The following is a 26429-nucleotide window of genomic DNA, read 5'->3' as shown; positions in this document are numbered from 1 at the left end:
CTTGAATATGAATGCGTCATACCAATTAGACGAGGAGCCCTCCATGCTGTCCGCGAAGTCGGCCGCGACCGTACGCGCCACCCTGCCCGCCGTCGGCGCGGCCCTCGGCGAGATCACGGAGCTCTTCTACGCGAACTTGTTCGCGGCCCATCCCGCCCTGCTCCGCGACCTCTTCAACCGCGGCAACCAGAACGCCGGGCTCCAGAAGCAGGCCCTCGCCGGCTCCATGGCGGCCTTCGCCACCCACCTGGTGGAGCACCCGGACACCCGCCCCGACGTGATGCTGAACCGCATCGCCCACAAGCACGCCTCCCTCGGCGTCACCCGCGAGCAGTACCCGATCGTGCACACGCACCTCTTCGCGGCCATCGCCGAGGTCCTCGCAGAAGCCGTCACCCCCGAGGTCGCCGAGGCCTGGGACGAGGTCTACTGGCTGATGGCCAACGCCCTCATCGCCATCGAGGAACGCCTCCACTCCGAGCAGCGGGTCCTCGCCGGCGACGTGTGGCGGGAGTGGACCGTGGCCGCGCGGATCGAGGAGACCCCGGACGTCGTCACCTTCCACCTGGTCCCGGCCGACGGCGGCCCCGCCCCGCGGGCCCTGCCCGGCCAGTACGTCTCCGTGCAGGTCGAACTCCCCGACGGGGCCCGGCAGATCCGCCAGTACAGCCTCTCCACCGCCCCCGGCTCCCCGGTCCGGGCGATCACCGTCAAGCGGGTCCACGGCGCGGCGGCCGGGGGCCCCGACGGCGAGGTGTCGCACCACCTGCACACCCGGGTCCGCCCCGGTGACACCCTGCGCGTGTCGGCCCCGTACGGGGACCTCGTGCTCCGGGACTCCACCGCACCGATCCTGCTCGCCTCGGCCGGCATCGGCTGCACCCCGATGCTCTCGATGCTGGAGCACCTCGCGGACACCGCGTACGCCTCCCCGGTCACCGTCGTGCACGCCGACCGGACCCCCGGCGAGCACGCCCTGCGCGCCGACCACCGGGCCCTGACCCACAAGCTGCCCGACGCGGCGGCCCACTTCTGGTACGAGGCCGACGCCGAACCGGGCGACCGCGCCGGGCACATGGACCTGACCGACATCGCGGTGTCCCCCGGCACCCGGGCATACCTGTGCGGACCGCTCCCCTTCATGCGGGCGGTGCGGGAGCAGCTGCTGGCGAAGGGAGTGCCGGCGGCGGACATCCACTACGAGGTGTTCGGCCCTGACCTGTGGTTGGCCTCGACCTCGGCCTGACAGCCGGCTGGAACCCGCCCTAGGCACGGAAGTCCACCCTCCGCTACACCGGAAAGTAACGAGACGCGCACGCAACGTGTCCGTCACGCACCGCACAAGGAGGGCCCATGGCCGCCCCCATGTCCGCAGGCCGGTTCATCGACGCCCTGCGCGGCGCCGACCTCACCGTCGTCGAGGTCGGCGCCTGGCGCACGCACAACCGCAACCACAAGGGGCCTTGGGGCCCCGTCCACGGGGTGATGGTCCACCACACCGTCACGCGCGGTGCCGCGTACACCGTGGCCCTGTGCCGCGACGGCGACAGGGCCCTGCCCGGACCGCTGTGCCACGGCGTCATCACCAAGGACGGCCGCGTCCACCTCGTGGGCTACGGCCGCACCAACCACGCGGGCGCCGGCGACTCCGACGTCCTGGCCGCCGTCATCGCCGAGAAACGACTCCCGCCGGACCGCCACGCCGACACGGACGGCAACCGCCACTTCTACGGCTTCGAGTGCGAGAACCTCGGCGACGGCGAGGACCCCTGGCCGGCCGTCCAGATCGACGCCATCGCCCGCGCGGCGGCGGCCGTCTGCCGCGTCCACGGCTGGAGCGCCCGCTCGGTGATCGGCCACCGCGAATGGCAACCCGGCAAGATCGACCCCCTGGGCTTCACGATGGACTCCCTCCGCGACCGCGTGGCCGAAATCCTCAAGCCCTGAAACCCTCGCCCACCCCGACCCCACCCGCTTCCCTGACCCCTGACCGCGCCCTGCCGGCTTCGGCCCCCACAATGGACGGGTGAACCGCCCCGCGAACCTTGACGTGCTCTTGCGTCCCCGCCCGCCGTCGCCGCTCGTCGAGGTGGGGGACGAGAGGTTCGAGGGGTTCGGGGTGCGGCTGCTGGTCAAGCGGGACGATCTGGTGCATCCCGAGTTGCCCGGGAACAAGTGGCGCAAGCTCGCGCCGAACCTGCGGGCCGCGGTCGAGGCGGGGTGCGGGCGGCTCGTCACGTTCGGGGGCGCGTACTCCAACCACCTGCGGGCCACCGCCGCGGCCGGGCGGCTGCTCGGGCTGGAGACGGTCGGCATCGTCCGGGGTGACGAGCTCGCCGGGCGCCCGCTCAACGACTCCCTCGCCCGGTGCGTCGCCGACGGCATGCGGCTGCGCTTCGTACCCCGCTCGGAGTACCGCCGCAAGGCCGAGCCCGCGACCCTGGCGCGGCTGCTGGAGGAGGCCGGCGCGGTGGGGGCGTACGTGGTCCCCGAGGGCGGCAGCAACGCGCTCGCGCTGCACGGCTGCGCGGAGCTGGGGCGCGAGCTGCGCGGCGCCGGGGACGTGGTGGCGGTGGCCTGCGGTACGGGGGGCACCCTGGCCGGGCTGGCGGCCGGGCTCGGCCCCGGGCAGCGTGCGCTGGGCGTGCCGGTGCTGGCGGGCGGCTTCCTCGGGGCGGAGATACGTTCCCTCCAGACCCTGGCCTTCGGCGGCCCGGCCGGCGACTGGAGCCTGGCCGAGGGCTTCGACCACGGCGGCTACGCCCGCGTGCCCCGACCGCTGGAGGCCTTCGCCGCCGACTTCGAGTCCCGCCACGGCCTCCCGATCGAGCGGATCTACGTCGCGAAGCTCCTCTGGGCCCTGACCACGCTCACCGCCACCGGCGCGTTCCCCCGGGGCACCACCCTGACCGCCGTCATCACCGGGCAGCCGTAAGCGGCAGCCGTGGGAAAGCGCCTACGACGCCTCCTCCCGGTACGCCGCCGCCTCCTCCAGATCCAGCCTGCGCAGCAGCGCCCGCAGCATCTCGTCGTCGATCCGCCGCTGGTCCCGCAGGGTCACGAAGACCTCCCGCTCGGCGCCGATCATCTCCCGCGCCAGCCGTCGGTACACGTCGTCCGCCGACTCCCCCGTCACCGGGTTGACCTCCCCCAGCCGCTCCCACACCGCGTTCCGCCGCCGCTCCAGCACCGTGCGCAGCCGGTCCGCCAGCGGCGGCGGGAGCGTGCTGTTCTCCGGGTCCTCCAGCAGTTCCGCCAGCCGGTCCTCCGCCGCCCGCGAGGCCTCGCTCTGCGCCTGCGCCTCCGCGAGCGTCTCCGCGTGCACGTCCCGGGGCGGCAGCTTCAGCAGCCTGATCAGCGGCGGCAGCGTCAGCCCCTGCACCACCAGCGTCCCGATGACGGTCGTGAAGGTGAGGAACAGGATCAGGTTGCGGTGGTCCACCCCCATCGGGATGGAGAAGGCGATGGCCAGCGACACCACCCCCCGCATCCCGGCCCACCCCACGATCACCGGCGCCTTCCAGTCGGTGTCCGGCTCCCGCGAGCGGATCCGCTGCGAGATCCACCGCGGCACGAACGTCGCCGGGAACACCCACAGGTACCGCGTCACCACCACCGCGAGGAACACCACGAGCGCGTACCCCGCCGCCGCCATCCCCTCGTACGCCCCGAGCCCCCTGAGCACGACCGGCAGCTGGAGCCCGATCAGCGCGAAGACCACCGATTCCAGGACGAACGCGATCACCTTCCACACCGCCTCCTCCTGGAGCCGCGTCGCGAAGTCGACCTGCCAGTTGCGGTGCCCCAGGTACAGCGCGACCACCACCACCGCCAGCACCCCCGACGCGTGCACCCGTTCCGCGGCCGCGTACGCCACGAAGGGGATCAGCAGCGACAGCGTGTTCTGGAGCAGCGGCTCCTTCAGGCGCTTGCGCAGCTGGTGGATCGGGACCATGAGCAGCAGGCCCACCCCGACGCCGCCCACCGAAGCGAGCAGGAACTCCGCGACCCCGCCCGCCCAGCCGGCGCTCACCCCGACCGCCGCCGCCAGCGCCACCTTGTAGGCGGTGATGGCGGTGGCGTCGTTCACCAACGACTCCCCCTGCAGGATCGTCGTCATCCGGTTCGGCAGACCCAGCCGGCGGGCGATGGCGGTCGCCGCGACCGCGTCGGGCGGCGCCACCACCGCCCCCAGCACCAGGGCGACGGGCAGCGACAGCCCCGGCACCACGAGGTACGCCGCGTAGCCGACGGCCAGCGTCGCGAAGAGCACGTAGCCCACCGACAGCAGCGCGATGGGTCGTACGTTGGCCCGTAGGTCCAGGTACGAGCTGTCGACCGCGGCCGTGTGCAGCAGCGGCGGGAGCAGCAGCGGCAGCACGATGTGCGGGTCGAGCGCGTACTCGGGCACGCCGGGCAGGTACGCGGCGATCAGCCCGGCCGCGACCAGCAGCAGGGGCGCCGGCACCGGCGTCCGCCGGGCCAGGCCCGCCACCGCGGCGCTCCCGGCGACCAGCGCCACCAGCGGCAATACCTCCATCGGCGATCATCCCCATCCGTCGGCCGGTCGTACGCTGGCCATCATGAGCGAGTGCACCCACGTTGCAGAACTGCCGCGCCCCGAGCCTGTCCCGCATGCGCTGACCTGTCCGGAATGTGAGGCGATCGGAAGCCATCCCGTCCAGTTGCGGATGTGCCTGGGGTGCGGATACGTGGCCTGCTGCGATTCCTCCCCCTTCCGGCACGCGACCGCGCACCACGAGCGGACCGGCCATCCGGTGATGCGCAGCTTCGAGCCGGGAGAGACGTGGCGGTGGTGTTTTGTCGACGGTTCGATCGTCTGAACCGGGGGTAGGTCAACCCTCCGCCGGTTCCCCCGAATTGGGCCCGCAGACCCCTAGCCACTGTGCGTACCCAAGGGCTTACCATCAGTCACTGGACGGAGGCACGGCCGGCCTGGGGTGCCCGGAAGCGGGCGCCTTGAGGGGTGCCGCGACACGATCACCCGGATCGCGATAGCGTCACCGGCGAACAGAGCTCGTACCACCTTGGAGGTGAGGGTGTCCCAGATCGCAGGCGAGCCCGGGACCCAGGACTTCGTGGAAGTCCGGCTGCCGGCTGCGGGTGCCTACCTGTCGGTGCTGCGAACGGCCACGGCCGGCCTCGCGGCACGTTTGGACTTCACCCTCGACGAGATCGAGGACCTCCGCATCGCGGTGGACGAGGCCTGCGCGATCCTGCTCCAGCAGGCCGTGCCCGGCTCCGTCCTCAGCTGCGTCTTCCGTCTCGTGGACGATTCGTTGGAGGTGACCGTCTCCGCGCCGACCACGGACGGACGGGCACCCGAGCGCGACACGTTCGCGTGGACGGTCCTGTCGGCACTGGCCGGCAAGGTCGAGGCCACGGTCGAGGAGAACCGGACAGTGAGCATCAGCCTCTACAAACAGCGCGGCGCGGGGCCAGGCCCGGCGTGAGCGGCGGGGAGATCCCGGTGCGGGGCGGGGATCGGCCCCGGGTACGACACGAGGTCGACGGCGGCATCCCGGAGCAGCAGCACGCCCGGCCGCACCCGGCTGACGCGGATGCGGAAGACGGCTTTTTGGACTCGGCGGAGCGACGGGCGGGCCCTATGAGCGAGAACGAGCACGACCACACACAGCCACCGGAGGCCGCTGCCACGGCCCCGGCCCCTGTGGTTCCAGGGGTTCCGGTGGTGCCGGTGGGGCCGGTGGCCCTGCCGGATCCCCGGGACCGCAGCGGTGCGCGGGCCCTGTTCTTCGAGCTGCGCGAGCTGCCCGAGGGATCCCCGGAGCGGGCGGAACTGCGCAACCGGCTGGTCCGGATGCACCTGCCGCTGGTCGAGCACCTGGCGCGCCGCTTCCGCAACCGGGGCGAGCCGCTGGACGACCTCACCCAGGTCGCCACGATCGGCCTGATCAAGTCCGTGGACCGGTTCGACCCGGACCGCGGGGTCGAGTTCTCGACGTACGCCACGCCCACCGTGGTCGGCGAGATCAAGCGGCACTTCCGTGACAAGGGCTGGGCGGTACGGGTCCCCCGGCGCCTCCAGGAGCTGCGGCTCTCCCTGACCACCGCGACGGCGGAGCTGTCCCAGCAGCACGGTCGTTCGCCGACGGTGCACGAGCTGGCGGAGCGCCTCGGGATTTCCGAGGAGGAGGTGCTGGAGGGGCTGGAATCGGCCAACGCCTACAGCACGCTCTCCCTGGACGTGCCCGACACGGACGACGAGTCGCCGGCGGTCGCGGACACGCTGGGCTCGGAGGACGAGGCGCTGGAGGGCGTCGAGTACCGCGAGTCCCTCAAGCCGCTGCTGGAGGGACTGCCGCCGCGGGAGAAGCGGATCCTGCTGCTGCGGTTCTTCGGCAACATGACCCAGTCGCAGATCGCGCAGGAGGTCGGCATCTCCCAGATGCACGTCTCCCGGCTGCTGGCCCGCACCCTGGCCCAGCTCCGCGAGAAGCTCCTCGTGGAGGAGTAGGCGCGGGCCGGCACAGCAGTGAAGGGGGCCCGCTAGCGGGCCCCGTCGCCGGCGGGGCCGATGCCGAGGGCCTCGGTCGCCGTCGGGTTGACGAGCAGGACCACCACGGCCACCGCGGCCAAGGCCAGGGCCACCGCGGCGGCGATCATCGCACCGCCGGTGGTCCACAGGGTCCAGGCCACCGGCATCGCCATCAGCTGGGTGATCAGCGCCGGGCCGCGGCTCCAGCGGCGGCCCAGGCGCAGCCCGCGCGCCGCGATCAACGGCAGCGCGGCGAGCCCGAGCAGGGTCAGGCCGCCGGTCTCCGCCTGCTGGGCGGAGTCGGGGTCCCCGGCGATGCCGACGAACAGCATGTAGACGCCGAGGCCGGCCAGGGCCAGGCCCTCCAGCGCGGTGAGCGCGGCGGCGGCGGTCAGTCGGCCGGGCAGCGCCTCGGGCGCCTCGGGCGCCACCGGCGCGGCGGCGCGGGCGGGAGGAGGGGAGGTCGGCTTCTTGCTGGTCCGCTTCTTGCTCACTCCAGCAGGGTAGCCGCGCCCCCCGGGACCCGGAGGGGACCGGGCGGTATGGGACGCATATGCGGGGGTGGGTAGGCTGGCGGGCATGCGTGCACTCCTCGTGGCCAACCCAGCAGCGACGACCACCAGTGCGCGCACGCGCGATGTCCTGACCCACGCCCTGGCCAGCGAGATGAAGCTGGAGGCGGTGACGACGGAGTACCGGGGTCACGCCCGCGACCTGGGACGCAAGGCCGCGCACGAGGGGGTCGACCTCGTGGTGGCGCTGGGCGGGGACGGCACCGTGAACGAGGTCGTGAACGGGTTGCTGCACGACGGACCCGACCCGGAGCGGCTGCCGGGACTGGCGGTGGTCCCCGGCGGTTCCACGAATGTGTTCGCCCGCGCGCTGGGGCTGCCGAACGACGCGGTCGAGGCGACGGGCGCCCTGCTGGACGCGCTGCGGGAGCGGCGCGAGCGGACGGTGGGCCTCGGGCTGGCGGCCGGCATCCCGGGTACCGAGGACGAAGCGGCGCCGGCGCGCTGGTTCACGTTCTGCGCGGGCTTCGGCTTCGACGCCGGCGTCGTGGGCCGCGTCGAGCAGCAGCGCGAACGCGGCAAGCGTTCGACGCACGCCCTCTATGTGCGACAGCTCATGCGTCAGTTCTGGGAAGAGCCGAACCGCAGGCACGGCACGATCACGCTGGAGCGGCCCGGCGCGGATCCGGTGACGGAGCTGGTGCTGTCGATAGTCTGCAACACCTCGCCGTGGACGTATCTGGGCAATCGTCCGCTGTACGCCTCTCCGGAGGCGTCGTTCGATACCGCGCTTGACGTATTGGCCCTGGACCGTTTGTCAACTTCGGCCGTCGCCCGATACGCCACACAGCTCCTGACCTCGACTCCTGAGCGCGGTCCGCGCGGCAAGCACGCGGTGTCTCTGCACGATCTGACCGACTTCACCTTGCATTCGAAGGTTCCGCTCCCCTTCCAGATGGACGGGGACCACCTCGGACTGCGCACCAGCGTTCGGTTCACAGGCGTACGCCGTGCACTGCGTGTGATTGTGTGAGTGGAAGGGCCAAAAGTCCTTCTACTCGAACGTTTACACGCCGGTCCACCCCCAGGAACTAGGGCTGTGACCTAGTAGACACCGACGAATCCAAAAAAACTTTCCGGAAGGGGTTGTATCCCCGTCCGAGGTTTGCGAATCTCTACATGGCGATCGGGACAGCCCGCAGAACCCGGCACCCAACAGAACGCCAGAACCCCTCCACGCATCTCGGACCGCACCAGGCAACTGGGCGTCGGCCCTTCCCTCACGGGGGGATTCGTGAAAGCGTTCACATTCACAAGCAACCTGCCCGCAATACAAGGAGATGGAGCAGCCATGGACTGGCGTCACAACGCCGTTTGCCGCGAGGAAGACCCGGAACTCTTCTTCCCCATCGGCAACACCGGTCCTGCGCTGCTGCAGATCGAGGAAGCCAAGGCCGTCTGCCGCCGTTGCCCCGTCATGGAGCAGTGCCTGCAGTGGGCGCTTGAGTCCGGTCAGGACTCCGGCGTCTGGGGCGGTCTCAGCGAGGACGAGCGCCGCGCCATGAAGCGCCGCGCCGCTCGCAATCGGGCGCGTAACGCCACCGCCTGACATCGACTTTCGAGCCTCGAGCCGCAGCGCGTAGTAACCGTATAAGCGCTCAGCAACGTGCTCTTGAGCCCCGGACCGGGAAACATTCGGTCCGGGGCTCAGTGCTGTCCGGGGTGCTGTCGACCGTGTCGACCGACCGACCCCGTCACTGTGGGTGACGGGGTCGTATCGTTACTTCTGCGGGCCGGTCGGCACGTCGAGCACGACCTTCGTGCCGCGCGGCTCGGCCCGCACCATGTCGAAGGTGCCGCCGAGTTCGCCCTCCACGAGGGTCCGTACGATCTGCAGCCCGAGGTTGCCGGCGCGCTGGGGGTCGAAGCCCTCGGGCAGACCGCACCCGTCGTCCAACACGGTGATCAACAGGCGGGCGGCCTCGCGACCGACGCCGGAGCGGACGGCGGACACCTCGACCCGGCCGCCCTCCCCCTGGGTGAAGGCGTGCTCCAGCGCGTTCTGGAGGATCTCGGTGAGCACCATCGACAGCGGGGTGGCGACCTCCGCGTCCAGGATCCCGAACCGGCCGGTGCGCCGGCACTCGACCTTGCCGGGCGAGATCTCGGAGACCATCGCGATCACGCGGTCGGCGATCTCGTCGAACTCCACGCGCTCGTCCAGGTTCTGAGAGAGCGTCTCGTGCACGATCGCGATCGAACCGACGCGGCGCACCGCCTCGTTCAGCGCCTCGCGCGCCTGCGGCGAATCCATCCTGCGGCCCTGGAGCCGCAAGAGGGCGGCCACCGTCTGGAGGTTGTTCTTCACCCGGTGGTGGATCTCCCGGATGGTGGCGTCCTTGGTGATCAGTTCACGTTCGCGACGGCGCAGTTCGGTGACGTCGCGGCACAGGACGAGGGAACCGATCCGGGTGCCCTTGGGCTTGAGCGGGATGGCGCGCAGCTGGATCACGCCGCCGTTGCCCTCGACCTCGGTCTCGCGGGGGGCCCAGCCGCTGGCGAGTTTGACGATCGCCTCGTCCACCGGGCCCCGGGTCGGGGCGAGTTCGGCGGTGGTGGTGCCCAGGTGCTGGCCGACCAGGTCGGCGGCGAGGCCGAGGCGGTGGTAGGCGGAGAGCGCGTTGGGGGACGCGTACGTCACCACGCCCTCGGCGTCGAGCCGCATGAGGCCGTCGCCGACGCGCGGGGAGGCGTCCATGTCGACCTGCTGCCCGGGGAAGGGGAAGGAGCCGGCGGCGATCATCTGGGCGAGGTCGGAGGCGGACTGGAGGTAGGTCAGCTCCAGTCGGCTCGGTGTACGCACGGTGAGCAGGTTGGTGTTGCGCGCGATCACGCCGAGGACGCGGCCCTCGCGGCGGACCGGGATCGACTCGACGCGGACCGGTACCTCCTCGCGCCACTCCGGGTCGCCCTCGCGCACGATGCGGCCCTCGTCGAGGGCGGCGTCGAGCAGGGGGCGGCGGCCGCGCGGGACCAGGTGGCCGACCATGTCGTCCTGGTAGGAGGTGGGGCCGGTGTTGGGGCGCATCTGCGCGACCGACACGTAGCGGGTGCCGTCGAGGGTGGGGACCCAGAGCACGAGGTCGGCGAAGGACAGGTCGGAGAGCAGCTGCCACTCCGAGACCAGCAGGTGGAGCCACTCCAGGTCGGTCTCACCCAGAGCGGTGTGCTGGCGTACGAGGTCGTTCATGGAGGGCACGTTGCGAGCGTACCCCGGGTACGGGGATGACTTTTCCCACGGCGAATACCCAGGAGTATCCAGGAAGGCCACAGGCCGCGTACTGTTGGAGGAAGTGACGGGTCCACGGGCCTTGTCATTGGATGGACAGAACAGATTGGTCTAGTCCACAATTGAGCCAAGCTTCCGCCCTCCCCGCACAGGAGGACGGATCGAGGTAACCGCGCGCTCTGCCCTGACCGCGCAGGCACCTCCCACCGGCCACCGGGAACCGCACACCCGATGGCCGTAAGTACTCCGGGCTACGGTGCCGGATGGGTTGAGGGTCCCGTCCTGCACCGTGGCCCAGAGGAATTTCCGGGCCCGATGCGCCCCATTCCCCGCCACGCTTTCCCCAGCGCTTCGCCGTGTCTTCCCCGGCGCTTCCCCGTGCCTTCGTCGCGTCGGCCGCCGCACGCAATTCCCGCCCGCGCCCCCGCCGAATTCGACTCTCGAACATCGCCCGCAGCGGCGCCGGAGGCCAGTGGCGACAAGGGTCGATCAAGAACACCATGGAGGGGGCACAGAGCCGCCCGCACACACCCCGGCTCTGCTAGATTGGTCTATACCACAACCATCGGATCCCTCTCAGATCGGCAGGCCCCCGCGTGGAAGTTGTCATCGTCCCGGACGCCAAGGCAGGCGGCGAGCTCATCGCGGAGGCCATGGCCGCCCTGGTCCGCCGCAAGCCCGACGCCCTGCTGGGCGTGGCGACCGGCTCTACCCCGCTGCCCATCTACGAGGCCCTCGCCGCCAAGGTCAAGGCCGGGCAGGTCGACGCCTCCAAGGCCCGGATCTGCCAGCTCGACGAGTACGTCGGCCTGCCGGCCGGGCACCCCGAGTCCTACCGCGCGGTCGTGCTCCGCGAGGTCGTCGAGCCCCTGGGCCTGTCCGAGGCCTCCTTCATGGGCCCCGACGGCTCCGCCGAGGACGTCCAGGCCGCCTGCGAGGCCTACGACCGGGCGCTCGCCGCCGCCGGCGGGGTGGACCTCCAGCTCCTGGGCATCGGCACGGACGGGCACATCGGCTTCAACGAGCCCTGCTCCTCCCTCGCCTCCCGCACCCGCATCAAGACGCTGACGGAGCAGACCCGCGTGGACAACGCGCGCTTCTTCGACAACGACATAGACCAGGTGCCCCACCACGTCATCACCCAGGGCATCGGCACCATCCTCGACGCCCGCCACCTGGTGCTGCTGGCCACCGGCGAGGGCAAGGCCGAGGCCGTCGCGCAGACCGTCGAGGGCCCGCTGTCCGCGCTGGTCCCGGCCTCCGCGCTCCAGCTGCACCGGCACGCGACCGTCGTCGTGGACGAGGCCGCCGCCTCCAAGCTGAAGCTGGCCGACTACTTCCGCCACACCTACGCCAACAAGCCGGCCTGGCAGGGTCTGTAGAGCGTGTAGCCACCGGCACGACGAAGGGCCGGGCCCCCCTCCTCGGGGGCCCGGCCCTTCGCGTCTTCCCGTCTTCCCGTCTTCCCGTCTTCCCGTCTTCCCGATCCTGCCTGACCCGCGGGACCCGGAAGGGGTGGACGGCTACGAGGCCCGCGCGCCGGCGATGACCTCGGCGGCGGCCCGCCCGCAGACGCGGGAGGCGCCGTGCGTGGCGACGTACAGCGCCCCGCGCGGCTCGGCGCGCGGTACGCCCATCTCCACGACCACCGTGTCCGGCCGCGCCGTCACCAGCGCGTCCAGGGCCTCGGTCATCCACGGGTGCCGGTGCGCGTCGCGCACGACCGCGACGACGGTACGCTCCCCCGCCGCCGCGAGGATGTCCGCGGCCGCCGCCCCGGCGGGGTAGACGCCCGCCTCGGTGCCGGGCACCAGCGCGGCCAGCTCGGCCGCGACGCCCCACGGGGTCTCGTGGCCGACCGCGATGTTCGCGACGGGCGCGAGCGTGGCGACGTACGGGGCGACGACGGGAGCCGCCCGCCCCGAGACGACCAGCGCGCGGCGGGCCGCCGTCAGGCCGATGCCGGACGCGCCGCCCTCCGCCGGCGCGTCCGGTCGGACCCGGCGGGTCCACTCGGCGAGGGCGCGCACCCGGGCGGCGGCGTCGGCGAGCCGCTCCTCGGGGAGCGCGCCCTCGCGTACGGCGGCGACCAGCGCGTCGCGCAGACGCAGCACGGTCGCCTCGTCGGCGAGGCCGCCGCCGACGCAGATGGCGTCGGCGCCGGCCGCGATGGCGAGCACCGAGCCGCGCTCGATGCCGTACGTCCCGGCGATGGCGTTCATCTCCATGCCGTCGGTGACGATGAGGCCCTCGTAGCCGAGCTCCTTGCGCAGCAGACCGGTCAGGATCTGCGGGCTGAGCGTGGCCGGGCGGGTCGGGTCGAGGGCGGGCACCAGGATGTGGGCGCTCATGACGGCCTTGGTGCCGGCCTCGATGGCCGCCTTGAACGGGAACAGCTCGCGGGCCTGGAGGGTGTCGAGGTCCACGTCGATGCGGGGCAGCGCGTGGTGCGAGTCGACGTTGGTGTCGCCGTGGCCCGGGAAGTGCTTGGTGCAGGCGGCGACGCCGGCGGCCTGGAGGCCCTCCACGTAGGCGGCGGTGTGCCGGGCGGCGAGTGCGGTGTCGGCGCCGAAGGACCGTACGCCGATGACCGGGTTGTCCGGGTTGGAGTTGACGTCCGCGGACGGGGCCCAGTTGAGGTTCACGCCGCATTCGGCCAGGCGCCGGCCCAGCTCGCGGGCGACCTCGCGGGTCAGCGTCGTGTCGTCGACGGCGCCGAGGGCCAGGTTGCCGGGGAAGGAGGAACCGCCCTGGACCTCCAGGCGGGTGACGTCGCCGCCCTCCTCGTCGATGGCGACGAGGACGTCGTCGCGCTCGCGGCGCAGCCGTTCGGTGAGCGCGGCGAGTTGCTCGGCGGAGGCGATGTTGCGGCCGAAGAGGCCGACGGCGGTGAGGCCCTCGCCGACCCGGCGCAGCAGCCAGGCGGGGGCGGTGGTGCCCTCGAAGCCGGGCTGGAGGACCGCGAGCGCGTCGCGGGTCAACGTATCCGTGCGGTGCGCAAGGACAGTCATGAGCCGTTATCCCTTCACGGCGCCGGCGGTCATGCCGCCGACGGCCTTGCGCTGGAGGAAGATGAAGATGATCAGGACCGGGACCGCGAAGAGGGAGGACGCGGCCATGGTGGCGCCCCAGTCGTTGCCGAAGGCGGTCTTGAACTCGGTGAGCCACAGCGGGAGGGTCTGCGCGGTCTTGTCCTTGCTGAGGATCAGGACCATCGCGAACTCGTTCCAGGCGGTGATGAAGCCGAAGAGCGAGGTGGACATCAGGCCGGGCGCCAGCAGCGGGAAGATCACCTTGCGGAACGCCTGGCCGCGGGTGCAGCCGTCGATCTGGGCGGCCTCCTCCAGGGTCACCGGGACGGCGGCGATGAAGCCGCGCAGGGTCCAGATGGTGAAGGGGAGGACCATCACGAAGTAGATGGCGGTCAGCACGCCGATGTTGTTCAGCATCTCGGCGTCGCGGACGATCATGTACATCGCGATGACCATGACCTCCCAGGGGGCCATCTGCGCCATCATCACGGCGAGGACGAGGCCCTTGCGGCCCTTGAAGCGCATGCGGGCGATGGCGAAGCTCGCGGCGAGGGCGACGAGCAGGGCCAGCAGGACGGCGCCGACGGTGACGACGAGGCTGTTGGTGACGTACGTCCAGAAGTTGTCGACCCCGGTGGCCTTGTCGAAGTTCTCCAGCGTCGGCGTGAAGACGAACACCGGGTCCTTGGCGAGGATCTCGCTCGACGGCTTGAGCGACGAGGAGAACATCCAGTACACGGGGAAGACGAAGACGAGGGCCAGGAGCAGGGCGCCGACGTTCTTGGCGACGGTGGCGGGGCGCAGCGGGCGACGGGTGCGCAGCTGCTGCGCGGGCTGGGCGGACGGGCGGGCAGGCGCCGGCTTCGGGGCGGTGGTGGTGCTCACTGCTCCTCCTCCTGCTTCAGGATCAGGCGGAAGTAGAAGGACATGACGACGATGAGGATGGCGATCGTCAGGACGGAGATGGCGGCGGCGAGGCCGTAGTGGAACTGGCTCTGGCCCTCGACGTAGGCGAAGACCGGGAGGATCTCGGAGGCGCGGTCGGGGCCGCCCTTGTTCATCGCGTAGACCTGGGTGAAGGCCTTGAAGACCCAGATCACCTCAAGGAAGGTGGTGATCAGGAAGAACGGCTTGAGCTGCGGGAAGACGACCTTCCAGAAGGTCTGCCAGCCGTTGGCGCCGTCCATGCGGGCGGCCTCGTACAGCTCGGCGCCGACGGTGGTGAGGCCGGCGTACATGTTGAGGGCGACGAAGGGGATCGAGCCCCAGACCACCAGGATCGTGACGATCACCAGGGTGGACAGGCCCGTCTCGAACCAGTTGTGCTGGTCGTAGCCCGCGAAGCCGGCGGAGCGCATCACCCAGTTGATGACGCCGAACTGCTCGTCGAAGAGCCACTGGAAGACCTGGACGGAGGCGACGATGGGCATCGCCCAGGCCATCACCAGCGCCATCGAAAGGACCAGGCGCATCCACTTGCCGAGGCGGTTGAGCAGGATGCCGACGAGGCTGCCGATCAGCATGATCAGCGCGACGTTGGCGAGGGTGAACCCGAAGCTGCGCAGGACCACGGTCCAGAAGTTCGAGTCCCCGAGCAGCTGGGTGTAGTTCTCCAGGCCGGCCCACGGGTACTCGCGCCGGACGAACTCGATCCGGTTGATGTCCTGGAAGGACAGGATCACGTTCTTGATCAGCGGATACAGCAGCAGGGTCGCGAGGCTGAGGACCGCGGGCAGGATGAGCAGGTACGGCAGCCACCCGGAGGGCAGCGACTTTCTGCCCCCGCGAGGAGACGGACTGCTGGGGCCGGTCGCGGCGCCGGGCGCCTTCGTCCGGCCGGCGGGCTTCGGTGGTGCGTCCTGTGGAGCGCGGGTCGTCGCTCCCTGGGAGTGCACGGTCATGTCGGGGCTTCCTCGCGGTTGACTGTGGAGTCAAATGCGCGACCGGGGGCGCGGCAGACGCTGCGGGGCGCCTGCCGCACCCCCCGGTGCGATCACACTGCTGGGACTGCGGGTGTTGCGGGTGTAGCGGGTACTGCCGGGTGGGACTACTTGTTGATGCGGTTCGCGATTTCCTTGTCCGCTTCCGCACCCGCCTTGGCGGCGTCCTCACCCTTCAGGACCTTGGTCATGAACTCCTTGATGGGGTTCGGCTCGGTCTCGACGTTCGCCCAGCCGGCGGTGACCGGCGTGATCTTGCCGGAGAGGGCGGCCTTGGCCATCGACTCGGCGAAGGAGCCCTGGGCGGCGGCGAAGTTCGCGGCGGCCTGGTTCGGGAGCAGCGCGCCCTCGGTGGCGGCGGCGTACTTGGTCATCTGCTCCTTGCCGGCGGCGAGGGCCAGCCACTCCTTGGCGAGCGCCTTGTTCTTGGAGCGCTCGGCCACGGCGAGGTTCGAGCCGCCGAGGAAGACGGAGCCCGGCTTGTCGGCGGTCTTGCCCGGGATCGGGAAGTAGCCGAAGTCGCCTTCCTTGCCCGCGTCCTTCAGGGCCTTCAGCGCGCCCTGGGCCTCCCAGCCGAGACCGATCCAGGAGGAGACGCCACCCTTGGGGATGATGTCGGTGGACTGCTGCGGGGTGGCCTCGTCCTTGTCCTTGGGGGCCGTGGAGAAGGACTGGAGCTTCTTGTAGAAGTCCATCGCGGAGGCGGCCTGCGGGGTGGCCAGCTGGCCCTTCCACTTGCCGCCGTCCTTGACGGCGAGGTCGCCGCCCTCGTCCCAGATGAAGCCGGCGAGGATGTACCAGCTCTGGCCGGGGAGGTAGATCGGCTGGGCGGAGGGGTCGGAGGCCTTCAGCTTCTCCAGGCCGGCCACCCACTCGTCACGGGTCTTCGGCGGGGTGACGCCGGCCTTCTCGTAGGCCTTCTTGTCGTAGACGACGACGCGGTTGGCGGCGTACCACGGGGCGGCGTACAGCTTGCCGTCGACCTCGGCGGAGGCGGTCATGCCCTTCGACCAGGCGTCGGCGCCGAGCTTGGCCTTGTCGCCGGAGAGGTCGGCGAGGCCACCGGTGACCGCGTAGCCGACGGTCTGGGTGTTGCCGAGCTCAAGGACGTCCGGCGGGTTGTTCTCCGAGAGGGCGGTGGTGACCTTCTCCTGGATGCCGGTCCACTTCTGCTCCTCGACCTTGACCGTCACACCGGGGTGCTTGGCCGAGAACTGCTTGTTGACCTCGTCGATCCACGCCTTCGGGGCGGAGCCGTCCATCACCCAGACGGTGATCTCCTTGGCCGCGCCACCCGACGCGTCGGCCTTCGCCTTGTCGTCGCCGCCGTTGCCGCATGCCGCGACACCGACCATCATGCCCACGACACCGACCGCCGCAATGAGCTTGCGCTTCACGCCACCCTCCTCAGGGATGCTGCCTGCAACTTCCCTCGCCCGCCGCGGTGACGTACCAAGTACTGCCCGTGGGGCCGGGATCCGATCCATATTGGTGTAGACCAGTACCCGGAGCTTGGCCTAGACCTTTAGGGGTGTCAAGGGTCTAATGAGCGGGTGCTCGGTCCGTTATCGGACCGACACCTGGGGGAGGGAGGAGGCCTGCCCTCCCACCCGTGTCACGATGTGACCGCACATATCGGAGGAGCCGGTGACGGCAGCGAAACTGGAGTCGGGAAGGCGGGCGGCGATGTCCACCGAAGGGGCGACCACGGAGCCGGAAGGCGGGGCAGCCACTCGAACGGCGCGTGTGCCCAAGTACTACCGACTCAAGCGGCACTTGCTCGACATGACCGAAACGCTCCCCCCGGGCACCCCCGTTCCCCCGGAACGCACCCTGGCGGCCGAGTTCGACACCTCCCGGACCACCGTCCGCCAGGCCCTCCAGGAGCTGGTCGTCGAGGGCCGGCTGGAACGCATCCAGGGCAAGGGCACCTTCGTCGCCAAGCCCAAGGTCTCCCAGCCGCTCCAACTCTCCTCGTACACGGAGGACATGCGCGCCCAGGGCCTGGAGCCGACCTCCCAGCTCCTCGACATCGGCTACGTGACGGCCGACGACACCCTCGCCGGACTCCTGAAGATCGCCACCGGCGGACGGGTCCTGCGCATCGAGCGGCTGCGCCTGGCAAGCGGCGAGCCGATGGCCATCGAGACCACGCACCTGTCCGCCAAGCGCTTCCCCGCGCTGCGCCGTTCGCTGGTCAAGTACACGTCCCTCTACACCGCCCTCGCCGAGGTGTACGACGTACGGCTCGCCGAGGCCGAGGAGACCATCGAGACCTCGCTGGCCACCCCGCGCGAGGCGGGGCTCCTGGGCACCGACGTCGGCCTGCCGATGCTGATGCTCTCGCGCCACTCGCTCGACGCCGACGGCGAACCGGTCGAATGGGTACGTTCGGTGTACCGCGGCGACCGTTACAAATTCGTGGCCCGGCTGCAGCGACCCGCTCCGTAACGACCGGTTGACTCTTCTTCGACCCCCGGTGGACGCTCGTACCGCTATACGGACGGGGTCTTACATCCACCGGTCAAGTCCCCGTAGATTCCCTGCGCTTACGCAGATGATCAACGAGGGGACGAGGATCATGGCCGAACCGGAAGCAACAGGGACAGATCGGGCACCAACATCGACTGCGGGGCGGCTCACCCCGCAGTCGATCGCCATATGGGTGCTCGTCGCGCTCGTCGGGGCCATCGGCTGGGGCGTGCTCGCGCTCTCGCGGGGCGAGGAGATCTCGGCCGCCTGGCTGCTCGCGGCCGCGCTGGGCTCGTACGCCATCGGCTACCGCTTCTACGCCCGCTTCATCGCCCACCGCGTCCTGAAGGTGGACAAGACGCGGGCCACCCCCGCCGAACGCCTTGACAACGGTGTCGACTTCCACCCGACCGACCGGCGCGTGCTCTTCGGCCACCACTTCGCCGCCGTCGCCGGCGCGGGCCCCCTGGTCGGCCCCGTCCTCGCCGCGCAGATGGGCTACCTGCCGGGCACCATCTGGATCGTCGCGGGCGTGATCTTCGCCGGCGCCGTCCAGGACATGGTGACCCTGTTCTTCTCCACCCGCCGCGACGGACGCTCCCTCGGCCAGATGGCCCGGGACGAGATCGGGCCCGTCGGCGGAGCCGCCGCCCTCGTCGCCGTGTTCGCCATCATGATCATCCTGCTGGCGGTGCTCGCGCTGGTCATCGTCAACGCCCTGGCGCACTCCCCCTGGGGTGTCTTCTCCATCGGCATGACCATCCCGATCGCCCTCTTCATGGGCGTATACCTGCGCGTCCTGCGGCCCGGCCGGGTCACCGAGGTCTCGGTCATCGGCGTCGCGCTGCTGCTCCTGGCCATCGTCGCGGGCGGCTGGGTCGCCGAATCCTCCTGGGCGGACACCTTCACCCTGGAGAAGGAGACGCTGGTCATCTGGATGATCGTGTACGGGTTCGTCGCCTCGGTGCTGCCGGTGTGGCTGCTCCTCGCGCCCCGCGACTACCTGTCCACCTTCATGAAGATCGGCACCATCGCCCTCATGGCGATCGGCGTGGTCGTCGCGATGCCGACGCTGAAGATGCCCGCCGTCACCGACTTCGCCGCGCGCGGCGACGGCCCGGTCTTCGCCGGGTCGATGTTCCCCTTCGTCTTCATCACCATCGCCTGTGGCGCCCTGTCGGGCTTCCACTCGCTGGTCTCCTCGGGCACCACCCCGAAGATGATCCAGAAGGAGACCCAGGTCCGGGTCATCGGCTACGGCGCCATGCTCACCGAGTCCTTCGTCGCCATCATGGCGGTGATCGCCGCGAGCATCATCGAGCCCGGCCTCTTCTTCGCCGTCAACTCCCCGGGCGGGGTGATCGGCACCACGGTCCAGACCGCCTCGACGGCGGTGACCAACTTCGGCTTCGCCATCTCCCCGGAGGCCCTCGCGCAGGCCGCGAAGGACGTCGAGGAAGCGAGCCTGCTGTCCCGCACCGGCGGTGCGCCGACGTTCGCACTCGGGATGGCGGAGATCTTCTCCGCCGTCATCGGCGGCGCCGGCATGAAGGCCTTCTGGTATCACTTCGCCATCATGTTCGAGGCCCTCTTCATCCTGACCACGGTGGACGCCGGCACCCGCGTCGGCCGGTTCATGCTCCAGGACACCCTCGGCAACGTGCACAAGTCCTTCAAGGACGTCAGCTGGAAACCCGGCGTCTGGTTCGCCAGCGCGATCGTCGTCGGCGGCTGGGGCTACTTCCTGTGGGTCGGCGTGAAGGACCCGCTGGGCGGCATCAACCAGCTCTTCCCCCTGTTCGGCATCGCGAACCAGCTGCTCGCCGCGGTGGCCCTGGCCGTCTGCACGACCCTGCTCGTCAAGTCCGGACGGCTCAAGTGGGCCTGGGTCACGGGCGTCCCGCTGGCCTGGGACGTCGCCGTCACCCTCACCGCCAGCTACCAGAAGATCTTCTCGGACGACGTGAAGGTCGGCTTCTTCGCGCAGCGCGACAAGTACCAGGGCGGCATCGACGACGGGAAGGTGCTGCCGCCGGCCAAGACCATGGACGAGATGCACACCGTGGTCACCAACGCCACGGTCGACGGCGTCCTGTCGGTGCTGTTCGCCGTGCTGATCGTCATCGTGCTGCTGGACGCCGCCCGCACCTGCTTCAAGGCCATCTCCGACCCGGCGTCGGTACGCCTGTCCGAGGTCCCGTGGACCGAGTCGAAGATCGTCGCTCCGGCCGGACTGATCGCCACCGCCGAGGAGAAGGCCGAGCTCGCGGCCGCCGGCCTCGACGGGGGCGGCGGTCGCGTCAAGGAGCCGGTCGCGTGAGCGGGGTGCGCGCGGCGCTGGCGAAGGCCCGGTTCTTCGTACGGGAGTTCTCGGGCGAGGCGGCGTACGACCGCTACGTCGCCCACGCCCGCGCGCACGACCCGCGGGCCGAGGTGCTGACCCGCCGCGCCTTCGAACGCGCCCGCACCGACGCCCGTGAGGCCGATCCCCGCGAGGGCTTCCGCTGCTGCTGAGCACCCCCGAAGGGCCCCGCCGTTCCCCGGCGGGGCCCTTCGTCGTGACCGCCCGCACCCGGCCGCCCGCACCGCCGCCCGAACACCGGACAACCGACCGCCTCTGACGCACACTCGACGGCATGGACATCGTGATCAGAACAGCCGTGCCCGAGGACTACGCGGAGCTGGGCGCGCTCACCGCGCAGGCCTACCTTGACGACGGCCTCCTGGGCGACAACCGGGACGACACCTACGAGCGGGCGCTGCGCGACGTCGCTGGGCGGGCCGAGGAGGCCGAGGTGCTCGTCGCCACGCTGGACGGCGTCCTGCTCGGCGGGGTGACCTTCGCGCCGCCCGGCAGCCGCATGGCCGACGTCGCCGGGCCGGGCGAGGCCGAGTTCCGGATGCTGACCGTGGCCCGCGCCGGACGCGGCCGGGGCGCCGGCGAGGCCCTCGTGCGGGCCTGCGTCCAGCGCGCCCGAGCCATCGAAGGGGTGACCCGACTGGTGCTCTCCACCCAGGCCCAAAGCGCCGCCGCGCACCGGATCTACGAGCGGCTGGGCTTCGTACGGACACCCGAGCGGGACTGGTCCCCCGTCCCCGAGGTGCCGCTGTTGACCTACGCGCTGGAGCTGGACGTACCCGAGCGGTAGCGGGACGCCGACACAACATGTGGGGGGTCGCGCATCAACGGCCCCCCACATGTATGCTCATGCCTGCTGTCGCCGCAGGGGAATCCGGTGGGAATCCGGAACTGTCCCGCAACGGTGTGAAGTGCACCTTTGGTGCACCTGCAAGTCCGAGGACCTGCCGACAGCGCGCCCGGCTCGACCGAACCGGGTGCCGACACGTCCGGGTCTCGCGGTTGGGCCGGTGGACGCCATGCGGTGTTTCGCGTTCCGCCACGCCCGCATGCGCCCGCCCGCGCCCCGCCCCGTCGATGACCGGGCCGAGCGAGGGAGAGCTCCCGCCGTGACCATCGCGCCTTCCGCACCGCGCGCCGAGTCCGTTTCTGGCGACAACACCGAGGGCCCGGGGGCCACGCTGCTGCGTACCCTCACCGAGCTGACGGCCGACCTCCCCGACACCGACCCCGGACGGGTCGCCGCCGCCGCCCTGCGCGGCCGCAGCTCCACCGCCGACGAGGCCGAACTGCGCGGGCTCGCCACCGAGGCCGCCGCCGGCCTGATCTCCGAGGACCCGGCCTACTCCCGCCTCGCCGCCCGCCTGTTGACGCTGGCCGTCGCCGAGGAGGCCGCGGGCCAGGGCTCCGTCTCCTTCGCCGAGTCCGTCGCCGTCGGCCACCGCGAGGGCCTGATCGCCGACCGCACCGCCGAGTTCGTCGCCACGCACGCCGCCCGCCTGAACTCGCTCGTCGAGCACGCCCTCGCCGAGGGCGCCGACGACCGCTTCGGCTTCTTCGGCCTGCGCACCCTGCACAGCCGCTACCTGCTGCGCCACCCGATCACCCGCCGGGTCATCGAGACCCCGCAGTACTTCATGCTGCGCGTGGCCTGCGGTCTGGCCGAGGACGAGTCCGTCCAGGCCGTCGAGGAAGTGGCCTCGCTCTACCGGCTGATGAGCCGCCTCGACTACCTGCCGTCCTCCCCCACGCTCTTCAACTCCGGCACCCGCCACCCGCAGATGTCCTCCTGCTACCTGCTGGACTCCCCGCTGGACGAGCTGGACTCGATCTACGACCGCTACCACCAGGTCGCCCGCCTCTCCAAGCACGCCGGCGGCATCGGCCTGTCGTACTCCCGCATCCGCGCCCGCGGTTCGCTGATCCGCGGCACCAACGGCCACTCCAACGGCATCGTGCCGTTCCTGAAGACCCTCGACGCCTCCGTCGCCGCCGTGAACCAGGGCGGTCGCCGCAAGGGCGCCGCCGCCGTCTACCTGGAGACCTGGCACGCGGACATCGAGGAGTTCCTGGAGCTGCGCGACAACACCGGCGAGGACCAGCGCCGTACGCACAACCTGAACCTCGCCCACTGGGTGCCGGACGAGTTCATGCGCCGCGTGAACGCCGACGCCGACTGGTCGCTGTTCTCCCCCGCCGACGTCCCCGAGCTGGTCGACCTGTGGGGCGACGACTTCGACGCCGCCTACCGCAAGGCCGAGGCGGCGGGCCTGGCCCGCAAGACCATGCCCGCCCGCGACCTGTACGGCCGGATGATGCGCACCCTCGCGCAGACCGGCCAGGGCTGGATGACCTTCAAGGACGCCTCCAACCGCACGGCGAACCAGACCGCCGAGCCGGGCACCGTCGTCCACTCCTCCAACCTCTGCACCGAGATCATCGAGGTCACCAACGACGGCGAGACCGCCGTCTGCAACCTCGGCTCGGTCAACCTCGGCGCGTTCGTGGTCGACGGCGGGATCGACTGGGAGCGGCTGGACGAGACCGTCCGCACCGCCGTGACCTTCCTCGACCGCGTGGTGGACATCAACTTCTACCCGACCGAGCAGGCCGGCCGCTCCAACTCCCGCTGGCGCCCGGTGGGTCTCGGCGCGATGGGCCTCCAGGACGTCTTCTTCAAGCTGAAGCTGCCCTTCGACTCCCCCGAGGCGAAGGCCCTGTCGACCAAGCTGTCCGAGCGCATCATGCTCGCCGCCTACGAGGCCTCCTGCGACCTCGCCGAGCGCAGCGGCCCCCTCCCGGCCTGGGAGCAGACCCGCACCGCCCGCGGCGTCCTGCACCCGGACCACTACGACGTCGAGCTGAACTGGCCCGAACGCTGGGACGCCCTGCGCGCCCGTATCGCGAAGTCCGGCATGCGCAACTCCCTGCTGCTGGCCATCGCCCCGACGGCGACGATCGCCTCCATCGCGGGCGTGTACGAGTGCATCGAGCCGCAGGTCTCCAACCTCTTCAAGCGCGAGACCCTGTCCGGCGAGTTCCTCCAGGTGAACGCCTACCTGGTGGAGGAGCTGAAGCGGCTCGGCGTGTGGGACGCGCAGACCCGCGAGGCGCTGCGCGACGCCTCCGGCTCCGTCCAGGGCTTCGGCTGGATCCCGGCCGAGGTCCGCGAGCTGTACCGCACCGCCTGGGAGATCCCGCAGCGCGGCCTGATCGACATGGCGGCGGCCCGTACGCCGTTCCTGGACCAGGCGCAGTCGCTGAACCTGTTCCTGGAGACGCCCACCATCGGCAAGCTCAGCTCGATGTACGCGTACGCCTGGAAGCAGGGCCTGAAGACCACGTACTACCTGCGCTCGCGCCCGGCGACGAAGATCGCCCGCGCCGCGTCCGGTGCCGCCGTCCCGGCCGCCGCGACCCCCCTCCCGCAGGCCGTCGACGCCGACGCGCTGGCCTGCTCCCTTGAGAACCCCGAGTCCTGCGAGGCCTGCCAGTAATGAGCTCCAACGACAAGAACAAGAACCTCCTGGACCCGGGCTTCGAACTGACGCTGCGCCCGATGCGCTACCCGGACTTCTACGAGCGCTACCGGGACGCGATCAAGAACACCTGGACCGTCGAGGAGGTCGACCTCCACTCGGACGTCGCCGACCTCGCGAAGCTGACGCCCGCCGAGCAGCACATGATCGGCCGGCTCGTCGCGTTCTTCGCGACGGGCGACTCGATCGTCTCGAACAACCTGGTGCTGACGCTCTACAAGCACATCAACTCCCCGGAGGCGCGCCTGTACCTGTCGCGCCAGCTGTTCGAGGAGGCCGTGCACGTCCAGTTCTACTTGACGCTGCTCGACACCTACCTGCCCGACCCGGACGACCGCGCGGCCGCGTTCGACGCGGTGGAGGAGATCCCCTCCATCCGCGAGAAGGCCCAGTTCTGCTTCAAGTGGATGGACTCGGTCGAGAAGATCGAGCGGCTGGAGACGCAGGCCGACCGCCGCCGCTTCCTGCTGAACCTGATCTGCTTCGCCGCGTGCATCGAGGGCCTGTTCTTCTACGGCGCCTTCGCGTACGTGTACTGGTTCCGCTCGCGCGGCCTGCTGCACGGCCTGGCCACCGGCACCAACTGGGTGTTCCGTGACGAGACCATGCACATGAACTTCGCGTTCGAGGTCGTGGACACGGTCCGCAAGGAGGAGCCCGAGCTCTTCGACGACGCGCTCCAGCAGCAGGTCACCGACATGCTGAAGGAAGCCGTCGAGGCGGAGCTGCAGTTTGGCCGCGACCTGTGCGGTGACGGCCTGCCGGGCATGAACACCGAGTCGATGCGTGAGTACCTGGAGTGCGTCGCGGACCAGCGTCTGGTGCGCCTGGGCTTCCCGCCGGTGTACGGCTCGCAGAACCCGTTCTCGTTCATGGAGCTCCAGGGCGTCCAGGAACTGACGAACTTCTTCGAGCGCCGCCCGTCGGCCTACCAGGTGGCCGTCGAGGGCACCGTCGACCTGGACGAGGACTTCTAGTCCCCACCGGTCCCCACGCACGAGGGCCCCGCTCCGGATTTTCGGAGCGGGGCCCTCGTCGTCGTGCGGGGCGCCGGATCAGTCGTTCGGGACGATCTCGTAGCGCGGGGTGTTCTCGGCCATCTGGCGCAGGGCGTCCTTGCGGTCGCGCTTCGAGAGGCGGTCGATGTACAGGTAGCCGTACAGGTGGTCCGTCTCGTGCTGGAGGCAGCGCGCGAAGTAGCCGGTGCCGCGGACCTTGATCGGGTTGCCCTGGGCGTCCTGGCCGGTGACCTCGGCGTAGTCGGGGCGGGCGAGCGAGGCGTAGGCGGTCGGGACCGACAGGCAGCCCTCGTTCGAGTCGTCCAGGACGCGCGAGCCGGCCGGCAGCTCGACGAGCTTGGGGTTGACGACGACACCGGTGTGCCGCACGCCGTCGTCGTCGGGGCAGTCGTAGACGAAGACCTTAGCGTCCACGCCGATCTGGTTGGCGGCCAGGCCCACGCCCTCGGCGGTCTTCTGGCTGGCGAACATGTCGTCGATCAGCCGGCCCAGCTCGTCGTCGAACTCGGTGACGTCCTTGCACTCCCGGTGCAGCACCGGGTTGCCGACGACCGTGATCGGGCGGGACGTGCCGCGCTCGCGGTGGGCGAGCTCGCGCGCCTCACAGTCCTCGGTGTCCACGACGTAGCCCTCGTCATCGACCGGGACAACCTGGTTCTCCTGCTGCGCCATGTCCGCCGTACGCCTTCCTCAAGTCACCGATGTGCCGGTACAGCCTACGGCCCCGGCTCAGCAGACTTCTTCGAGATCGCGCCACTCACGGCTGTCGGGGCTGTCGGCGACCCAGCCGTCGAGCAGTCCGCGCACCAGACCGGCGGGGGCGGCGATGCCGCATTCGCGCTCGGGCACCCACAGGGACCCGGAGCCGGCCGTACGGTGCCCCAGCGGTCCGGGGTGTCCCGGTTCGCTGTGGTCGTGCGGGTCCTGCCGGTCGCCCTCGCCCTCACCGCTCGGCATCGCGCTCTCCGAGCACGTCCGGCACAGCAGCCGCACCGACGACGACCAGTCCTCGGCGGCGAAGCCCGCGTCCGAGGCCAGCTGCTCCAGGGCGTCGCGGTCCTCCTCGGTGGCCGCCTCCAGCAGCACCACCCAGGTCGGCACCGGCGAGGGCGCCCACAGCTCGATCTCGTCGAAGACGGGGTACGAGGGACCGGCCGCGGTGACCCGCTCGCCGTGCGGCACCCCGTCGTGCAGGACGACCTCGCCCCAGCGCCGCCCCGAGGAGGGCAGCGGGATCGAGAGGATCTCCATCCGGGCCGGATCGAGCCTGCGGCCCCACACGACCTCGGCCTCGCCCTCGGGCGACAGCCGCACCGCCGCGCTGCCCAGCTCCATGCCCACCGGTTCGCCGGTCCCCGCCGCGCTGTGCGGATCGCCGGGCACCTTCAGCCCGTACGCCTGCCAGGCCCGCCGGGCCAGCGGCCAGTCCTGGAGGGCGGTCGCGGCGATGCCCACGTTCCACCAGTCCGGGGCGCCCGTCTCGCGGTCCAGCAGGGCGACGGCGCGCAGGCCGGCGGCCCGCGCCTGCTCCCAGTCGTGCCGGAACTTGTGCAGCAGGGCCAGGTTGAACCAGGACTCGGACAGCCAGGGCTCCAGATCGGCCGCTCTGGTCAGCAGCGCCCCCGCGTCCTCGTACCGACCGTCGCCGATCAGCGTGAACGCGCGGTCGGTGGCCTGCCGCCACGAGGCGGAGGGCCGATGCCGTACCTTCCCGAAGATCCTCACGATTCCCGCCTGCCGGTCCCAC

At 70.9% G+C, this 26429-nt stretch carries 24 protein-coding genes and 1 riboswitch; of the genes, 15 read left to right on the top strand and 9 right to left on the bottom strand.

Annotation, left to right across the window (positions count from 1 at the left end):
• Positions 1–43 precede the first annotated feature (43 nt).
• From M4D82_RS22395 to M4D82_RS22385, 3 genes are all read left to right on the top strand, one after another.
• The gene (locus M4D82_RS22395) at positions 44–1246 is read left to right on the top strand and encodes a globin domain-containing protein (protein ID WP_249767743.1); all 1203 of its coding nucleotides are present in this window, start codon (positions 44–46) and stop codon (positions 1244–1246) included.
• Between the two features lie 107 nt (positions 1247–1353).
• On the top strand, positions 1354–1947 hold the full coding sequence (locus M4D82_RS22390; RefSeq protein WP_249767742.1) for an N-acetylmuramoyl-L-alanine amidase: 594 nt from the start codon (positions 1354–1356) through the stop codon (positions 1945–1947).
• Between the two features lie 79 nt (positions 1948–2026).
• Positions 2027–2935: a 1-aminocyclopropane-1-carboxylate deaminase/D-cysteine desulfhydrase gene (locus tag M4D82_RS22385; protein WP_249767741.1), complete on the top strand. Its 909-nt coding sequence runs from the start codon at positions 2027–2029 to the stop codon at positions 2933–2935.
• A gap of 21 nt (positions 2936–2956) precedes the next feature.
• On the opposite strand, the gene M4D82_RS22380 is transcribed toward M4D82_RS22385, so the two are convergent.
• Positions 2957–4540: a Na+/H+ antiporter gene (locus M4D82_RS22380; protein WP_249767740.1), complete on the bottom strand. Its 1584-nt coding sequence runs from the start codon at positions 4538–4540 to the stop codon at positions 2957–2959.
• A 43-nt stretch (positions 4541–4583) separates the two neighbouring features.
• Here M4D82_RS22380 and M4D82_RS22375 point away from each other — a divergent pair, with 43 nt between their 5' ends.
• From M4D82_RS22375 to M4D82_RS22365, 3 genes are all read left to right on the top strand, one after another.
• Positions 4584–4844, top strand: a complete 261-nt coding sequence (locus M4D82_RS22375) for a UBP-type zinc finger domain-containing protein (protein ID WP_249767739.1) — start codon at positions 4584–4586, stop codon at positions 4842–4844.
• A gap of 216 nt (positions 4845–5060) precedes the next feature.
• A complete protein-coding gene (locus tag M4D82_RS22370) occupies positions 5061–5474 on the top strand; it encodes an ATP-binding protein (RefSeq protein ID WP_008741530.1) in 414 nt (137 codons plus the stop codon).
• An 11-nt stretch (positions 5475–5485) separates the two neighbouring features.
• A complete protein-coding gene (locus tag M4D82_RS22365) occupies positions 5486–6499 on the top strand; it encodes an RNA polymerase sigma factor SigF (RefSeq protein ID WP_502989083.1) in 1014 nt (337 codons plus the stop codon).
• Positions 6500–6531: 32 nt separating this feature from the next.
• Here M4D82_RS22365 and M4D82_RS22360 read toward each other — a convergent pair whose 3' ends face one another.
• Complete coding sequence (locus tag M4D82_RS22360; RefSeq protein WP_249767737.1) at positions 6532–7014, bottom strand: hypothetical protein; 483 nt, start codon at positions 7012–7014, stop codon at positions 6532–6534.
• 85 nt (positions 7015–7099) lie between these two features.
• On the opposite strand from M4D82_RS22360, the gene M4D82_RS22355 reads away from it, so the two are divergent.
• Both M4D82_RS22355 and M4D82_RS22350 read left to right on the top strand, forming a co-directional pair.
• Positions 7100–8065: a diacylglycerol/lipid kinase family protein gene (locus M4D82_RS22355; RefSeq protein WP_249767736.1), complete on the top strand. Its 966-nt coding sequence runs from the start codon at positions 7100–7102 to the stop codon at positions 8063–8065.
• A 318-nt stretch (positions 8066–8383) separates the two neighbouring features.
• A complete protein-coding gene (locus tag M4D82_RS22350) occupies positions 8384–8641 on the top strand; it encodes a WhiB family transcriptional regulator (RefSeq protein ID WP_004937597.1) in 258 nt (85 codons plus the stop codon).
• Between the two features lie 171 nt (positions 8642–8812).
• Here M4D82_RS22350 and M4D82_RS22345 read toward each other — a convergent pair whose 3' ends face one another.
• Positions 8813–10282, bottom strand: coding sequence for a sensor histidine kinase (locus M4D82_RS22345; protein ID WP_249772051.1), 1470 nt, complete (start codon positions 10280–10282; stop codon positions 8813–8815).
• Positions 10283–10917: 635 nt separating this feature from the next.
• Between M4D82_RS22345 and nagB the strand changes: the two genes are divergently transcribed.
• On the top strand, positions 10918–11703 hold the full coding sequence (nagB, locus tag M4D82_RS22340) for a glucosamine-6-phosphate deaminase (protein ID WP_249767735.1): 786 nt from the start codon (positions 10918–10920) through the stop codon (positions 11701–11703).
• A 141-nt stretch (positions 11704–11844) separates the two neighbouring features.
• Here the strand turns inward: nagB and M4D82_RS22335 are convergent, their stop codons facing one another.
• The 4 genes from M4D82_RS22335 to M4D82_RS22320 form a co-directional block, all read right to left on the bottom strand.
• A complete protein-coding gene (locus M4D82_RS22335) occupies positions 11845–13332 on the bottom strand; it encodes a glycoside hydrolase family 3 protein (protein WP_249767734.1) in 1488 nt (495 codons plus the stop codon).
• 6 nt (positions 13333–13338) lie between these two features.
• Positions 13339–14175, bottom strand: coding sequence for a carbohydrate ABC transporter permease (locus M4D82_RS22330; protein ID WP_249772049.1), 837 nt, complete (start codon positions 14173–14175; stop codon positions 13339–13341).
• Between the two features lie 59 nt (positions 14176–14234).
• The gene (locus M4D82_RS22325; RefSeq protein ID WP_249767733.1) at positions 14235–15254 is read right to left on the bottom strand and encodes a carbohydrate ABC transporter permease; all 1020 of its coding nucleotides are present in this window, start codon (positions 15252–15254) and stop codon (positions 14235–14237) included.
• A 146-nt stretch (positions 15255–15400) separates the two neighbouring features.
• Positions 15401–16690: an extracellular solute-binding protein gene (locus M4D82_RS22320; protein ID WP_249767732.1), complete on the bottom strand. Its 1290-nt coding sequence runs from the start codon at positions 16688–16690 to the stop codon at positions 15401–15403.
• Between the two features lie 289 nt (positions 16691–16979).
• Here M4D82_RS22320 and M4D82_RS22315 point away from each other — a divergent pair, with 289 nt between their 5' ends.
• From M4D82_RS22315 to M4D82_RS22290, 6 genes are all read left to right on the top strand, one after another.
• Positions 16980–17744: a GntR family transcriptional regulator gene (locus M4D82_RS22315; RefSeq protein ID WP_249767731.1), complete on the top strand. Its 765-nt coding sequence runs from the start codon at positions 16980–16982 to the stop codon at positions 17742–17744.
• A 130-nt stretch (positions 17745–17874) separates the two neighbouring features.
• Positions 17875–20085 carry a carbon starvation CstA family protein gene (locus M4D82_RS22310; RefSeq protein ID WP_249772047.1) on the top strand — a complete coding sequence of 737 codons (2211 nt, stop codon included), beginning with the start codon at positions 17875–17877 and terminating at the stop codon, positions 20083–20085.
• The gene (locus M4D82_RS22305) at positions 20082–20279 is read left to right on the top strand and encodes a YbdD/YjiX family protein (RefSeq protein WP_249767730.1); all 198 of its coding nucleotides are present in this window, start codon (positions 20082–20084) and stop codon (positions 20277–20279) included. The genes M4D82_RS22310 and M4D82_RS22305 overlap by 4 nt, the downstream gene beginning before the upstream one ends.
• Before the next feature lie 122 nt (positions 20280–20401).
• Entirely contained in the window at positions 20402–20914 is a 513-nt protein-coding gene (locus M4D82_RS22300) for a GNAT family N-acetyltransferase (RefSeq protein ID WP_249767729.1), read from the top strand.
• Positions 20915–20967: 53 nt separating this feature from the next.
• Positions 20968–21090, top strand: a riboswitch (cobalamin riboswitch).
• 143 nt (positions 21091–21233) lie between these two features.
• On the top strand, positions 21234–23621 hold the full coding sequence (locus tag M4D82_RS22295) for a ribonucleoside-diphosphate reductase subunit alpha (RefSeq protein WP_249767728.1): 2388 nt from the start codon (positions 21234–21236) through the stop codon (positions 23619–23621).
• Positions 23621–24640 carry a ribonucleotide-diphosphate reductase subunit beta gene (locus M4D82_RS22290; protein WP_249767727.1) on the top strand — a complete coding sequence of 340 codons (1020 nt, stop codon included), beginning with the start codon at positions 23621–23623 and terminating at the stop codon, positions 24638–24640. Before M4D82_RS22295 ends, M4D82_RS22290 begins: the two co-directional genes overlap by 1 nt.
• 78 nt (positions 24641–24718) lie before the next feature.
• On the opposite strand, the gene def is transcribed toward M4D82_RS22290, so the two are convergent.
• A complete protein-coding gene (gene def, locus M4D82_RS22285; RefSeq protein WP_249767726.1) occupies positions 24719–25354 on the bottom strand; it encodes a peptide deformylase in 636 nt (211 codons plus the stop codon).
• Positions 25355–25411: 57 nt separating this feature from the next.
• A complete protein-coding gene (locus M4D82_RS22280; RefSeq protein ID WP_249767725.1) occupies positions 25412–26407 on the bottom strand; it encodes a tetratricopeptide repeat protein in 996 nt (331 codons plus the stop codon).
• Positions 26408–26429 lie beyond the last annotated feature (22 nt).

This window comes from Streptomyces sp. RerS4 (genome assembly GCF_023515955.1).
Classification (GTDB): Bacteria; Actinomycetota; Actinomycetes; order Streptomycetales; family Streptomycetaceae; genus Streptomyces.
This window is presented reverse-complemented; position numbering and strand designations above follow the sequence as displayed.